Here is a 13,379-nt window from a genome sequence, read left to right on the forward strand (position 1 = left end):
CGAGCCGTCACGAATGCCCGCCGCTTCCCACATCACCTTTATCGAACATGAGCTGGATGGCTTTCATCAGAGCCTGGTGGGGTATCGCCAGCAGATGGGCGCCTGGTATTCGCGGCCGCTAGTAAAAAACATTCATTGCCTGGACATCTTGAAAAATCATCACTCGAGTAGACGATGAGCCGAATAAACTACACAATCGGCTCACCAAATGAGCCGAATAAATCCCTTATTCGGCTCACACGCCCAGGCCTACCTCCATGGTTGATCCGCGCTGGATCTGGCAACACACCGACTGGCCCCATTTTTACTGGCAACCCGCACGCCTGGCTGCCTTGTTGCGTGAGTGCGGGCAAGCGCAAGGCAAGCTGCTGGGCATGCTCGGCTCCGTCAGCGGGCCTGTCAGTGCGAAGAATGAACTGGATGCGCAGCTGCAGAATGTCCTGGCTTCGTCGGCAATCGAAGATGAGCAGCTGAATGTCGGCTCAGTGCGTTCCTCTCTGGCGCGGCGCTTGGGTTTGGAGGCGATGGAAGACGGCAAGGTGAGCCCGCGTAGCGAAGGCCTCGCCGAGCTGATGATGGATGCCACCGAGCACTACACCGAGCCGTTTACCCTCGCGCGTTTATTGAATTGGCACCACTGGCTATTCCCTGTTCCGGAGGCAGGCTTTGCTGCGCGCGCGCTGAATGTGGGTGCGTTGCGGGGAGACGAGCCGATGCAGGTGGTCTCGGGGCGACTTGACAAGCCGACCCTGCATTTTGAAGCGCCGCCGCGCGCGGGGCTGGATCTGGCGCTGGATGATTTTCTTGAATGGTTCGAAACCAGCCGCGATCAGCCAGCGCTGGACCCGCTGGTGCGCGCCGGTGTCGCGCATTTTTGGTTTGTCACGCTGCATCCGTTCGATGACGGTAATGGCCGCCTGACGCGCGCGATCACGGATCTGGCACTGGCTCAGGGCGAGCATCAGGCCATTCGCTTTTATGCGGTGTCGGCAAGCATTCTGGAAGACCGCGCCGGTTATTACCAAGCGCTGGAGTCCGCCCAAAGGGCCACGCTGGATATCACCGATTGGCTGCAATGGTTCCTCAAAACCCTGTTGCGCAGCGTGCAGCAGGCCATGGCGCGGATTGATCGGGTGTTGGACAAGAGCCGGTTCTGGCAGCGCTACGCGGACCTTGCGTTATCTGCCGAGCAGATAAAGGTGCTCAATCGCCTGCTCGACGGCGGCGAAAAGGGCTTTGAGGACGGTATCAGCGCCGCGCAATATCAGGCAGTGGCGAAGGTGTCCAAAGCGACGGCAACCCGGCACCTGGCCGATTTACTGGAAAAAAACTGCCTGGTTCGGTTGCCCGGCGGAGGCCGTAGTACGCGCTATCAAATCAACGGCGAGGCCGATTGAACCACCCCCGCTCATTTGCCCCAATTCCCCATGTCTGCTAGTGTCGCGCCGGTTTACCGTCTACCGGAATAGCCGCCATGGCCCGCAAAAAAGTTGCACTCGATTTCGAACAATCTCTCGCCGACCTGCAAACTCTGGTCGAGCGTCTGGAGAACGGCGAGTTGTCGCTGGAGGACTCGCTGACAGCCTTTGAGCAAGGTATCGGCCTGACCCGTGACTGCCAGAGCGCGCTGGCGCAGGCGGAGCAGAAGGTGCAGGTGCTGCTGGAGCGGGATGGGGAGTTGGCCGAAGAACCTTTCGACGCGGAACAGCCTGAATGATCGATGCGTATCAGGCCAGCAGCCAAGCCCGTGTGAATGCGGCGCTCGAACCCTTGTTTGTTGCGCCAAGCCCGCAAATGCAGCGCCTTTATGACGCCATGCGCTACAGCGTGATGAATGGTGGCAAACGCGTGCGCCCGTTGCTGGCGTATGCGGCGTGTGAAGCCTTGGGCGCGCCTGCCGAGCAGGCGAATGGCGCGGCGTGTGCGGTGGAGCTGATTCACGCTTACTCCTTGGTGCATGACGATTTGCCAGCGATGGACGATGACGATTTACGTCGCGGCCAGCCCACCACGCACAAGGCCTTTGATGAGGCGTATGCAATTCTGGCCGGTGATGGCTTGCAAAGCCTGGCGTTCAGCGCGTTGCTGGACCCGCGTTTGAGCCGCGCCACGGCCGAGGTCAGCTTGCGTATGGTGACGACGCTGGCGTTGGCCGCAGGCCCTGCCGGTATGGTCGGCGGGCAAGCGATCGATATGGGCTCGGTCAGCCTCAAGCTCGACCAAAAAGCGCTTGAACATATGCATCGCCACAAGACCGGCGCGCTGATTGAGGCCGCCGTGCAACTGGGCGCCTTGGCCAGTGGTCGCGCGGAACCTGCGCAATTGGCGGCTTTGCACACCTATGCCCAGGCGGTCGGCCTGGCGTTCCAGGTGCAGGACGACATTCTCGACGTAGAAAGTGACACCGCCACGCTCGGCAAACGCCAGGGTGCGGATATCGCACGGGATAAACCGACATATCCTGCGCTGCTCGGGCTTGAAGCGGCGAAGGCTTATGCCCTCGAACTGCGCGATCAAGCCTTGCAGGCCCTGCGACCTTTCGACGCTGCAGCCGAGCCACTGCGCGACCTGGCGCGGTATATCGTCGAACGCCGCCACTGATAACGGCGCGCATTGCGGCCGCATATCGGCCAACTTCCGCGCTCTGCGTGGGCAGTTTGCACCGCTTGAGGTAAACTGCCGCCTCTTCTATACCTATAACGATTCGCCTGATGCCCACGACGTTTCAAGAGATTCCCCGCAAGCGCCCGTCCACGCCACTGCTCGACCGTGCTGCCACGCCGGACGGCCTGCGCAGACTGGGTGAAGCCGAGCTGGAAACCCTGGCCGATGAGTTGCGCCTGGAATTGCTCTACACGGTCGGTCAGACCGGTGGGCATTTTGGCGCAGGGCTGGGCGTGATCGAGCTGACCATCGCCCTGCATTACGTGTTCGACACCCCGGACGACCGGCTGGTGTGGGACGTGGGCCACCAGGCGTATCCGCATAAAATCCTTACCGGCCGTCGCGAGCGCATGGCCAGCCTGCGCCAGAAGGAAGGCCTGGCCGCTTTCCCGCGGCGCGCCGAAAGCGAGTACGACACCTTTGGCGTCGGCCACTCCAGCACCTCTATCAGTGCAGCGCTGGGCATGGCAATTGCCGCCCGCCTGCAGGGCAGCGAGCGCAAGGCGATTGCGGTGATTGGTGACGGCGCGCTGACCGCCGGTATGGCCTTCGAGGCGCTGAACCACGCGCCAGAAGTCGACGCCAACATGTTGGTGATCCTTAACGACAACGACATGTCGATTTCGCGCAATGTCGGTGGCCTTTCGAATTATCTTGCAAAAATTCTTTCCAGCCGCACCTACGCCAGCATGCGCGAAGGCAGCAAGAAGGTGCTCTCGCGTCTGCCCGGCGCGTGGGAAATTGCCCGGCGTACCGAAGAATACGCCAAGGGCATGTTGGTACCCGGCACCTTGTTCGAAGAACTGGGCTGGAACTATATCGGCCCAATCGACGGCCATGACCTGCCGACACTGATCGCCACGCTGCGCAACATGCGTGACCTCAAAGGCCCGCAGTTCCTGCATATCGTCACCAAAAAAGGCAAAGGCTTCGCCCCGGCGGAAGTCGACCCGATTGGTTACCACGCAATCACCAAGCTCGAACCACTGGATGCTCCCGCCGCGCCGAAAAAGGCCAGCGGGCCGAAGTATTCCGGTGTGTTTGGCGAATGGCTGTGTGACATGGCCGCTGCTGACCCGCGCCTGGTGGGCATTACCCCGGCGATGAAGGAAGGCTCCGACCTGGTGGCGTTCAGCGAGCGTTTCCCGCTGCGCTATTTCGATGTGGCAATTGCCGAGCAGCACGCGGTGACGTTCGCCGCCGGCATGGCCTGCGAAGGCGCCAAGCCGGTGGTGGCGATCTATTCCACGTTCCTGCAACGCGGCTACGACCAGCTTGTGCACGACGTGGCGGTGCAGAACCTCGACGTACTGTTCGCCATCGACCGCGCCGGTTTGGTCGGTGAAGACGGCCCGACTCACGCGGGCAGTTTCGACTTGTCATACCTGCGCTGCATCCCCGGCATGCTGGTGATGACGCCGAGCGACGAAAACGAACTGCGCAAAATGCTCAGCACCGGCTACCAGTACAACGGCCCCGCCGCCGTGCGTTACCCGCGCGGTAATGGGCCAAATGCGTTGATCGATGAAGGCCTGGAGCCGATCGAGATTGGCAAAGGCATTCTGCGTCGCCAAGGCAGCAAAACCGCGTTCCTGGTGTTCGGCGTGCAATTGGCCGAAGCCTTGAAAGTCGCCGAGAAGATCGATGCCACCGTGGTCGACATGCGCTTCGTCAAACCGCTGGACGAAGCCCTTGTCCGCGAAATCGCCGGCAGCCACGAACTGTTGGTGACCGTCGAAGAGAACGCCATCATGGGCGGCGCCGGTGCGGCGGTCAGTGAGTTCCTGGCGCGGGAGAATATCCTCAAGTCGGTGCTGCACCTGGGCTTGCCGGACAGGTACGTCGAACACGCCAAGCCGGCGCAGATGCTCGCCGAATGCGGGTTGGACGAGGCCGGCATCGAGGCTTCGGTGCGCGCGCGCATGGCACTGCAAGGCCTGTAGAAACCGCCACTCAATGTGGGAGGGGCAAGCCCTCTCCCAGCGTTGATGGGCGGCATTTTCAAAACGCTACGGACAGCCCATGAATCGCCTTCGCTACGCCCTGCCCTTGCTGTTGCTCCCCGCCACTGACCTGCTCGCCGAGGCCTTCGAACGCGACAACGCCCTGAAACTGCCCAACGTGGTCATCAGCGCCAACCGTCAGGTGCAGGCACGCAACGACAGCAGCGCGGCCAACAGCGTGTTCACCCGCGATGACATTGACCGCCTGCAACCGACCAGCGTGACCGACCTGCTCAGCCGCGTGCCCGGCGTGCAAGTGGCGCCTACCGGCGGGCGCGGCAGTTTGCCGGGCATCTTCATCCGTGGCACCAAAGCCGCGCAAAGCCTGGTGCTGGTAGATGGCCAGCGCATCGCTAATACCACTTCCGGTGACAGCGGGCTGCAATACCTGAACGTCGACCAAATTGAGCGCGTCGAAGTGCTGCGCGGCTCACGCTCGGTGATCTACGGCAGTGATGCGATCGGCGGTGTGATTCAGATATTCACCCGCCGCAATGCCGAAAAAGGCCTGCAGCCGCGCTTGAAAGTGGGGTTTGGCAGCCGCCAGACGTGGGAACGCAGCCTTGGCCTCTCCGGTGGCGATGAGCACACGCGTTTTAACCTGGGGGCGAGCCTGGATGACACCGCCGGTATTAATTCAACGCACGCGTCGTTCCCCAGCGATGGCGACCATGATGCCTACCGCAATCAATCGATCAGCCTGAACCTCAGCCATTCCTTCAGCGATGAACTGGACGTGGGGTTCAACCTGTTGGATAACCACGGCAAGTCGGAATACGACAACAGCTTCGGCCGCTACGACGCCGCCACCGGGCAAAGTGTCGGGCAAAAACCCTACACCGACTACACCGTGAGCAGCGCCAGCGGCTATGTCGACGCCACGTTCAATCAGCGCTGGCAGTCGCGCCTGGAACTGGGCCACAGCGAGAACCGCGACACCAAGCGCGACACGCTCAGTGATGATTTCAGCGTATTCAACACCTACCGCGACTCGCTCAACTGGCAAAACGACCTGACGCTGGATGATCAGAACAGCCTGATACTCGGCGGTGACTGGTACGAAGATCGCTTCCACGGTTCCACCGCGTTCACCGAAAACACCCGCTGGAACCGTGCAGCCTTTGTGCAGCACCGCTTCCACAGCGAATGGTTCTCTACGGAGCTGGGCCTGCGGCGTGATCAGAATCAACAGTTCGGCAGCCAAAACAGCTGGAGCGGCACCCTCACCGTGCCCGTCAACCCCGACAATGACCTGTTGCTGCGCTACAGCGAGGGCTTTCGCGCGCCGACCTTCAACGACCTTTATTACCCTGACACGAATTACAGCAACCCGAACCTGCAGCCTGAAACTTCAAAGAGTTACGAGCTGCAATGGCGCAGCCAGTTGAGTGACAGCACGCGCCTGGAAGCGTCGCTGTATCGCACTGATTTAAGCAACGCGATCATCCTCGACAGCACCAGCAAACCGCAAAACGTGGCGTCGGCACGCATCAACGGCTTTGAAGCCGCGCTCAAGCAGGAGCTGTTCGGCTGGCAGGGTAACGTGGGCGTTTCATTCATCGACCCGCGCGACCGCGATACCGGCCACACCCTGGCCCGTCGTGCGCGCCGCACGTTGAGCGTGGATCTGGACCGGCAATTCGACAGGTTCGGTGTGGGGGCAAGCTGGCAGGCGATCAGCCGCAGCTATGACGCCGAAGACAATCGTAATCGCCTGGGCGGTTATGCCTTGCTGGGGCTGCGCAGCAGTTGGGCGTTAAATCGCGACGTGGTGTTGTCGGCCAAGGTCGATAACGTGCTGGACAAAACTTACGCCCGGGCGATGTACAACTATCAAGACCCGAACTTCCAGAACAATCAACATTACCGGGAAGAAGGTCGGGTCTGGATGTTTGGGCTGACCTGGACGCCGCCGCTGTAACCCAAGCCGCCGCGCTGCGTGTCAGTGTTTGCGGTCGACCCGCGCATTGGACGCCAGGCTGCCTGCGGCCAACACTTTGCTGCAGGTTGAGTAGCCCCAGGCATTGGCCCACCCATCCGAGGTGAACGAAACAAAATAATCAGCTGTTTTCCCATCACGCTCCAACGCGTAGTCAAAGCACTGCGAGGTGCCGCCCCGAATTGAGGTTATTTTGGTGGGCGCCTGAATATTCAGGAGGTCTTGCTGGGTGCTGTCCAGCGTGGCCGTCCTGGCCACCACCGGGTGATGCCCGAATGTTCTGAGCTGCGAGATGGTTTGCGTGATCTCGCAACCGCTTAGCGCCAGTGCAAGCGCGGCACCGGTCAACGTCAGAAAATACCGCATGATGTGTCCTTATGCTGCTGGGTCAGCCCTTACGGGGAGCCGCGAAACTAGCACACATGGCCGGGCAACTCCCGATGCAAAGTCTGACGGGTTTGACAGACGAATCGCGCTAAAAAACGCCAACGTTGCGTGAGCGCATCGCAGCCGATGCCTCGCGCTTGCGGCATGCGCTTAGTGTGCTTTGCACTGATTCGACCCAGTGAACGCGAAATGCCCGACAGACAATGACCGCCTAGCCCGTTCAACCTGTTCGAACTTGCGTTTGGTGGTGTACAGGGCGCAAGCACCCTTTCGTACGCCACTCCTACAGGGCTCACCATGCGTCTTCTGATTGCTTGCGTTGGCACGCTATTGCTGGTGCTGACCGGGTGCAGCGTCATCGAAAGGGTTGCCACGTTGATGGCCTTCGGCGATCACCCCGTTTACGTCAAAGCCGCCGAGGCGGCGTCAATTCAACAAGACCTTTTGGCCATTCAGCAGCCTGACCGCGTCACGCCTGCTGGCGGTGGCGCCTCGCAGTGCTTTGACTACACATTGCGAAACAAGAGCAAAACGCGAAGCTTCTATGTGGCGTTCACCGAGACTGCAGGCGTGAGCGCTTATGGCTTTTCGAAATGCGCCAAGACCTGACAGAGCTTGGCAACTGCCTCAACCATCTGCGCGCTCGGTCGCTCCAGCCCTTTGTCCGGCACTCGGTACAAGCGGTTTTCGGCAACTGCCATTAGCTGCGGCCAGGCCTTCCAGGCGTCCAGTTGCGCCTGGTCGGCGGCCAGAATTACCTGCGGATTGCGCTGCAACACCGACTCGATACTGACCTGCGGCGCAGGCAGCTTGAGGTCGTCGAATACGTTGCGCGCCCCGCACAGCGTCAGCGCATCGCTGATGATCTGCCCGCCGCCCACGGTGTACAACGGCGGGTTCCACACTTGATAAAACACCCGCAACGGCTCGGCGCGCTGATAGCGCTGGCGCAATTCGGCCAGGCGTTGGCGCACCTGCGTGGCTAATTGGCGACCGGCCTCATCGCGGCCCAATTGCTCGGCAATGGCCTGGATTTGCGTGGCAAGTTGCTCAAGGTTATGCGGTTCGGCCACATAAACCGGAATATTCAGGCGCTGCAGCTGCTCGCGCTGGGCGGGGCCGACGCTGCCGGGCCAGAGCAGGATCAGGTCGGGCTTAAGGCTGAGCAGGCGCTCCATATTCAACTGCCCGTAATGCCCCACTGACGGCACCGCGGCCAAGGCTGCCGGCCGATCGCCGCCGTCGAGCAGGCCCACCAGCACGTCGGCAGCGCCCAGTTCGGCCACGATTTCAGACAGCGATGGCGCCAGGCTGACGACACGCTGGGCCGCCAAGGCCTGTGCACCGAATGCCAGCAGCATGAGCGCCAGCCAATAGCGTTTCATCCCAGTTGACGGGGGATGCGATAGAGGTAAAACAGCACCAGGGTCGACAGTGCCAGCAGAAACAGCGGCACCGCCTCAAGGCCGACGAACACCGCCAACGCACCGATCCAGGCCGGTATGGCGGCCACCAGCAGCGCCGTGCGCCGACGCGCCGCGAGGGTTAACCAGGCAGCCGGCTCTTCGGGCGTATCGAGGGCTTTGGACGTGGCGATCAGTGCGTGTTTATAGCCATGAAAATAACGCAGGCTCAGAAACATCGAGGCCACACCGGCAATGAACAACGGTATGGCCAGCACGGGAAGCAGGGATTGCGCGTGGCCGAACACCAGGTTGATCACAAACAACGGCAGCAACGCCAGCGCCAGGTACTGCCACCAGTTGAAGGACAGCCGCCGTTTCACCTGGCCACGGGTCACGCGCGGTCGACCTCGCCCTGATGCTCGTTGCCCATCATGTGGTCGAGCTTGCTGGCTTTGGTCGCCAGGTAGAGTTTGTTGTGCGGGTTTTGCCCGGTGTGCAACGGCACGCGCTCGGCCACGGTGATGCCCATCTCGGTCAAGGCTTTGACCTTGCGCGGGTTGTTGGTCATCAAACGCAGGGACTTCACGCCCAAATGCTCAAGCATCGGCAGGCAAATCGCGTAGTCACGCTGGTCGGCGGCAAAGCCCAGGCGCTCGTTGGCTTCCACGGTGTCGGCGCCGCCGTCTTGCAGCTCGTAGGCGCGAATCTTGTTCATCAGGCCAATGCCACGGCCTTCCTGACGCAAGTACAGCAACACGCCACGCCCTTCGCGGGCAATGGCTTGCATGGCGGCTTCCAGTTGCGAACCACAGTCGCAGCGCTGGCTGAACAGCGCGTCACCCGTCAGGCACTCGGAGTGCACGCGGCCAAGCACCGGCGCACCGTCGGCGATCTCACCCAGGCTGAGCACGACGTGCTCTCGCCCCGTGGCTTCTTCGAGAAAGCCGTTCATGGTGAATGTGGCAAAAGGGGTAGGCAGCTTGGAAGCGGCGACGAAAACGACGGGCACCATGTGCTCCTGATTTCAGATTTCACAGAGGCGTGCATTGTAACAGCAGGTTATAACCGACGCTTAAGCTGAATTATCGCTGATAAAGATCAATCGGTTTGATTGGCCTTTAAGTGGGTTCTATGTAACTGCCCGAAAATGCTGATAGCCACGCACGGCAGGCGTGATGTCTTGCCCGCTGGCATCCAGCAGCGTGACGCCCTGCCCGGCCTCGACCCGACCGATCACGTGAATCGGCCATCCGCCGGCCAGCAACGGCGCAAGTTCGGCAGGCGGCAGCGTGAACGCCAGCACGTAGTCGTCGCCGCCGCTCAACGCGGCTATACGCGCCTCGTCATCGCCGACAAACGCCAGCAAGGCCTTGGATAATGGCAGTTGCTCACGTTCAATTAACAGGCTCACCGCCGACGCCTTGGCGATGTGCCCGCAATCGGCCAACAGCCCGTCCGAGATATCCATCGCCGCCGTCGCCTTGCCCCGCAGCGCCAGGCCGAGCGCCAACTGCGGTTGAGGCGACCAATAATGCGCGAGCAGCGGTTCAGCGATCAAGGCGTCAGCCGTACGCTGACCGAGCACCAACGGCAAGGCGCCAGCGGCGTCGCCCAGCTCACCGCCAACACACAATAAGTCGCCCGGCCGCGCACCGCTGCGCGTCAACGCCTGCCCGGCGGGCACACGGCCGAACACGCTGAGCGTCAGGCTCAGCGGCCCGCGCGTGGTGTCGCCGCCCACCAGGCCGACGCCGCAACGTTGCGCCATGGCGTTCAAGCCTTGGGCATAGCGTTGCAGCCAATCGGCATCGACCGTCGGGGTGGTAAGGGCAAGGGTAAAAGCAAGCGGATGGGCGCCCATGGCGGCCAGGTCGCTGACTGCCACGGCCAGCGAGCGCTGGCCGAGCAGGAACGGGTCACACGGGTCGGCAAAGTGCACGCCGGCCACTAATGTATCGGTGGAAATTGCCAGTTGCTCCCCGGCGGGCAGCGACAGCAAGGCGCAGTCGTCGCCGATCCCCAAGGCAATACCTTCACCGCCTTGCGCACAGGGCGCGGCGGCGAAGTAGGTGCGAATCAGCTCAAACTCACCCATTCAGGACTCAAGCGCGGTTTAGCGCTTGTGTTCCTTCACTTCGGCTTCGCGCAAGCGCGGTGCCATTTTGTCGAGCACGCCGTTGACGAACTTGTGGCCGTCGGTCGAACCGTAGACTTTCGCCAGCTCGATGCCTTCGTTGATCACCACGCGGTACGGCACGTCGACGCGCTTGAGCAGTTCCCAGGTGGACAGGCGCAATACCGCCAGTTCCACCGGGTCGAGCTCTTCGATGGTCAGGTCCAGGCAAGGCGCGAGCGCAGCGTCGATCTCGGTCAGGTTGGCTGGCACACCGTGCAGGATGTCGTGGAAGTAGCTCTGATCGGCAAAGGTGAAATCGTTATCGACGCGAAATTGCGCTTCGATTTCGTTCAGCGAGGTGCCGGCCATGTGGCGCTGGTACAACGCCTGGGTGGCGAGCTGACGCGCAGCACGGCGCTTTTCGCTTTTCGAAGGCTTGCCGGCGTCGGCCGGGCGCTCATCGCGTGGGTTGAAACGATCGCTCTCGTCGGAAATCACTTGGCCTCCAACTGCGACAGCAGGCTGACCATTTCGAGGGCGGACAAGGCAGCTTCAGCGCCCTTGTTACCGGCTTTGGTGCCGGAACGCTCGATGGCTTGCTCGATGGAGTCTACGGTCAGCACGCCAAAAGCAACCGGCACGCCGAACTCCATGGACACCTGGGCCAAGCCCTTGGTGCATTCGCCAGCCACGTATTCGAAGTGCGGAGTGCCGCCACGAATGACCGCGCCCAAGGCGATAATCGCCGCGTATTCACCCTGTTGAGCAACTTTTTGCGCAACCAGTGGAATTTCGAAGGCGCCAGGCGCACGGATGAGGGTGATGTCGCTTTCGCTCACACCATGGCGAACCAGGGCGTCCACAGCACCGCTTACCAGGCTTTCAACCACGAAGCTGTTGAAGCGGCCAACCACCAGGGCGTAGCGGCCTTGGGGTGCGATGAAGGTACCTTCGATGGTCTTCAGGGTCATTCGACAAATCTCTTAAAGAGCCGGGACGCGAAAAGTGCGTCCCTCAGTGATGATTTAACCGCGAACAAGGGGCAAAAATCGCCAGCCTTTATTCGGAGGGCACGTATTCTACAACTTCCAGATCGAAACCGGATATGGCATTAAATTTCATCGGTGCGCTCATCAGGCGCATTTTGCGCACGCCGAGGTCGCGAAGGATCTGCGAACCGGCACCGACGATGCTGTAGGTAGTCGGTGTTTTGATCTGCGCGTGCTCGGCGGTATCACGAATATGCGCGAGCAACACGTCGCCATCCACCGGGTTGCCCAACAACAGCACGACACCGCTGCCGGCCTCAGACACCGCAGCCATGGCGGCGCGCAGGCTCCAGCGGCCCGGTTGCTTGACCATCAGCAGGTCGCGCAGCGGGTCCATGTTGTGCACACGTACCAGCGTCGGCTCGTCGGCGCTGATCGTGCCCAGGGTCAACGCCATGTGCACGTCGCCTTCGACTGAATCACGGTAGGTCACCAAGGTGAAGTGGCCCAGTTCGCTGTCCAGCGGCTGCTCGGCAATCCGCTGAACGGTACGCTCGTGGATCATGCGGTAGTGAATCAGGTCGGCAATGGTGCCGACCTTGAGGTTGTGCTCGGCGGCAAACGCTTCAAGTTCAGCGCGACGGGCCATGGTGCCGTCGTCATTCATCACTTCGCAAATCACCCCGCTCGGCTCGAAACCGGCCATGCGCGCCAGGTCGCACGCCGCTTCGGTGTGGCCGGCGCGAGCGAGCGTGCCGCCCGGTTGGGCCATCAGCGGGAAGATGTGGCCAGGGCTGACGATGTCTTCAGCCTTGGCGTCTTTCGCGGCGGCGGCTTGCACAGTACGCGCGCGGTCTGCGGCGGAAATGCCGGTGGTGACGCCGGTGGTCGCTTCAATCGATACGGTGAACTTGGTGCCAAAACCCGACCCGTTGCGCGGCGCCATCAACGGCAGCTTGAGCAATTCGCAGCGCTCACGGCTCATGGGCATGCAGATCAGCCCACGGGCGTGCTTGGCCATGAAGTTGATGTGCTCAGGCAGGCACGCTTCGGCGGCCATGATGATGTCGCCTTCGTTTTCGCGGTCTTCGTCATCCATCAGGATGACCATCTTGCCTTGGCGGATGTCTTCAACCAGTTCTTCGATGCTGTTGAGCGCCACGAGGCACCCCCTTGGGTCAGGATTTCAGGTAGCCATTAGCGGCCAGAAAACTTTCAGTGATGTTCCCCGTTGCAGGCTCTGCGGCCTTATCGCCCATCAGCAGACGCTCCAGGTAACGGGCAAGCAAGTCAACTTCCAGGTTCACCCGGCGACCTGGCTGGTAAGACGCCATGATGGTTTCGCTGAGGGTGTGGGGAATGATGGTCAGTTCAAATTCGGCGCCGTTCACGGCGTTTACCGTCAGGCTGGTGCCGTCGACGGTAATCGAGCCTTTATGGGCGATGTACTTGGCCAGTTCTTTGGGCGCGCGGATGCGAAACTCCACGGCACGCGCGTTTTCGCTGCGCGCCACCACTTCACCAACGCCATCGACGTGGCCGCTGACCAGGTGGCCGCCGAGGCGGGTGGTCGGGGTCAGGGCTTTTTCCAGGTTGACCGGGCTGCCGGCCGCCAGGTCGCTCATCGCGGTGCAGTCGAGGGTTTCGCGGCTGACGTCGGCGGCAAAGCCGTTGCCAGGCAGCTCAATAACGGTCAGGCACACGCCGCTGACGGCAATGCTGTCGCCCAGTTTGACATCGCCCAGGTCGAGCTTGCCGGTTTCAACCAGCAGGCGAATGTCGCCGCCTTTAGGGGTCATCGCGCGGATGCTGCCGATGGATTCGATAATGCCGGTGAACATGGAGTCCTCCTGGAAAACACAGCGGGCACTTGAG

Annotated in this window: 15 protein-coding genes; 6 read left to right on the plus strand and 9 right to left on the minus strand. The window is 61.5% G+C overall.

Translation table 11 applies throughout. The features are described from left to right. The first annotated feature begins 257 nt into the window (after positions 1-257). From AO240_RS02860 to AO240_RS02880, 5 genes are all read left to right on the plus strand, one after another. Entirely contained in the window at positions 258-1,397 is a 1,140-nt protein-coding gene (locus AO240_RS02860) for a Fic family protein (protein ID WP_099235093.1), read from the plus strand. Positions 1,398-1,474: 77 nt separating this feature from the next. Continuing rightward, positions 1,475-1,717 carry an exodeoxyribonuclease VII small subunit gene (locus AO240_RS02865; protein ID WP_003176346.1) on the plus strand — a complete coding sequence of 81 codons (243 nt, stop codon included), beginning with the start codon at positions 1,475-1,477 and terminating at the stop codon, positions 1,715-1,717. Further along, complete coding sequence (gene ispA / locus AO240_RS02870) at positions 1,714-2,601, plus strand: (2E,6E)-farnesyl diphosphate synthase (protein WP_099235094.1); 888 nt, start codon at positions 1,714-1,716, stop codon at positions 2,599-2,601. Before AO240_RS02865 ends, ispA begins: the two co-directional genes overlap by 4 nt. Positions 2,602-2,711: 110 nt before the next feature. Then, a complete protein-coding gene (dxs, locus tag AO240_RS02875; protein ID WP_099235095.1) occupies positions 2,712-4,607 on the plus strand; it encodes a 1-deoxy-D-xylulose-5-phosphate synthase in 1,896 nt (631 codons plus the stop codon). A 79-nt stretch (positions 4,608-4,686) separates the two neighbouring features. After that, positions 4,687-6,588: a TonB-dependent receptor domain-containing protein gene (locus AO240_RS02880; protein ID WP_099235096.1), complete on the plus strand. Its 1,902-nt coding sequence runs from the start codon at positions 4,687-4,689 to the stop codon at positions 6,586-6,588. A gap of 21 nt (positions 6,589-6,609) precedes the next feature. On the opposite strand, the gene AO240_RS02885 is transcribed toward AO240_RS02880, so the two are convergent. Then, positions 6,610-6,972 carry a hypothetical protein gene (locus AO240_RS02885; protein ID WP_099235097.1) on the minus strand — a complete coding sequence of 121 codons (363 nt, stop codon included), beginning with the start codon at positions 6,970-6,972 and terminating at the stop codon, positions 6,610-6,612. A gap of 318 nt (positions 6,973-7,290) precedes the next feature. Between AO240_RS02885 and AO240_RS02890 the strand changes: the two genes are divergently transcribed. Further along, positions 7,291-7,602, plus strand: coding sequence for a transcriptional regulator (locus tag AO240_RS02890; protein ID WP_143505269.1), 312 nt, complete (start codon positions 7,291-7,293; stop codon positions 7,600-7,602). Here AO240_RS02890 and AO240_RS02895 read toward each other — a convergent pair. The 8 genes from AO240_RS02895 to AO240_RS02930 form a co-directional block, all read right to left on the minus strand. Next, positions 7,572-8,378 carry a cobalamin-binding protein gene (locus AO240_RS02895; protein WP_099235099.1) on the minus strand — a complete coding sequence of 269 codons (807 nt, stop codon included), beginning with the start codon at positions 8,376-8,378 and terminating at the stop codon, positions 7,572-7,574. The two genes, AO240_RS02890 and AO240_RS02895, sit on opposite strands and share 31 nt — an antisense overlap. After that, positions 8,375-8,794: a nuclear FMR1 interacting 1 family protein gene (locus AO240_RS02900; RefSeq protein ID WP_099235100.1), complete on the minus strand. Its 420-nt coding sequence runs from the start codon at positions 8,792-8,794 to the stop codon at positions 8,375-8,377. Before AO240_RS02900 ends, AO240_RS02895 begins: the two co-directional genes overlap by 4 nt. After that, positions 8,791-9,408, minus strand: coding sequence for a GTP cyclohydrolase II (gene ribA, locus AO240_RS02905; RefSeq protein WP_058412860.1), 618 nt, complete (start codon positions 9,406-9,408; stop codon positions 8,791-8,793). Before ribA ends, AO240_RS02900 begins: the two co-directional genes overlap by 4 nt. Positions 9,409-9,528: 120 nt before the next feature. Then, positions 9,529-10,494 (minus strand): thiamine-phosphate kinase, encoded by a 966-nt coding sequence (gene thiL / locus AO240_RS02910; protein WP_099235102.1) that lies wholly within the window; start codon positions 10,492-10,494, stop codon positions 9,529-9,531. A gap of 18 nt (positions 10,495-10,512) precedes the next feature. After that, on the minus strand, positions 10,513-11,013 hold the full coding sequence (gene nusB / locus AO240_RS02915; RefSeq protein WP_099235103.1) for a transcription antitermination factor NusB: 501 nt from the start codon (positions 11,011-11,013) through the stop codon (positions 10,513-10,515). Then, positions 11,010-11,486, minus strand: a complete 477-nt coding sequence (gene ribE / locus AO240_RS02920) for a 6,7-dimethyl-8-ribityllumazine synthase (protein ID WP_058412857.1) — start codon at positions 11,484-11,486, stop codon at positions 11,010-11,012. Before ribE ends, nusB begins: the two co-directional genes overlap by 4 nt. Positions 11,487-11,574: 88 nt before the next feature. After that, entirely contained in the window at positions 11,575-12,666 is a 1,092-nt protein-coding gene (ribBA, locus tag AO240_RS02925; RefSeq protein WP_099235104.1) for a bifunctional 3,4-dihydroxy-2-butanone-4-phosphate synthase/GTP cyclohydrolase II, read from the minus strand. Positions 12,667-12,682: 16 nt separating this feature from the next. Continuing rightward, positions 12,683-13,345, minus strand: a complete 663-nt coding sequence (locus AO240_RS02930; protein ID WP_099235105.1) for a riboflavin synthase — start codon at positions 13,343-13,345, stop codon at positions 12,683-12,685. Positions 13,346-13,379: the final 34 nt, after the last annotated feature.

The sequence above is a fragment of the Pseudomonas sp. ICMP 460 genome (assembly GCF_002723595.1).
Classification (GTDB): domain Bacteria; phylum Pseudomonadota; class Gammaproteobacteria; order Pseudomonadales; family Pseudomonadaceae; genus Aquipseudomonas; species Aquipseudomonas kitaguniensis.

Bases quoted from the DNA above. Each gene is read 5' to 3' on its own strand.
- AO240_RS02860 (WP_099235093.1), top strand. From the start codon at position 258: ATGGTTGATCCGCGCTGGATCTGGCAACACACCGACTGGCCCCATTTT.
- AO240_RS02865 (WP_003176346.1), top strand. From the start codon at position 1,475: ATGGCCCGCAAAAAAGTTGCACTCGATTTCGAACAATCTCTCGCCGAC.
- ispA (WP_099235094.1), top strand. From the start codon at position 1,714: ATGATCGATGCGTATCAGGCCAGCAGCCAAGCCCGTGTGAATGCGGCG.
- dxs (WP_099235095.1), top strand. From the start codon at position 2,712: ATGCCCACGACGTTTCAAGAGATTCCCCGCAAGCGCCCGTCCACGCCA.
- AO240_RS02880 (WP_099235096.1), top strand. From the start codon at position 4,687: ATGAATCGCCTTCGCTACGCCCTGCCCTTGCTGTTGCTCCCCGCCACT.
- AO240_RS02885 (WP_099235097.1), bottom strand. From the start codon at position 6,972: ATGCGGTATTTTCTGACGTTGACCGGTGCCGCGCTTGCACTGGCGCTA.
- AO240_RS02890 (WP_143505269.1), top strand. From the start codon at position 7,291: ATGCGTCTTCTGATTGCTTGCGTTGGCACGCTATTGCTGGTGCTGACC.
- AO240_RS02895 (WP_099235099.1), bottom strand. From the start codon at position 8,378: ATGAAACGCTATTGGCTGGCGCTCATGCTGCTGGCATTCGGTGCACAG.
- thiL (WP_099235102.1), bottom strand. From the start codon at position 10,494: ATGGGTGAGTTTGAGCTGATTCGCACCTACTTCGCCGCCGCGCCCTGT.
- ribE (WP_058412857.1), bottom strand. From the start codon at position 11,486: ATGACCCTGAAGACCATCGAAGGTACCTTCATCGCACCCCAAGGCCGC.
- AO240_RS02930 (WP_099235105.1), bottom strand. From the start codon at position 13,345: ATGTTCACCGGCATTATCGAATCCATCGGCAGCATCCGCGCGATGACC.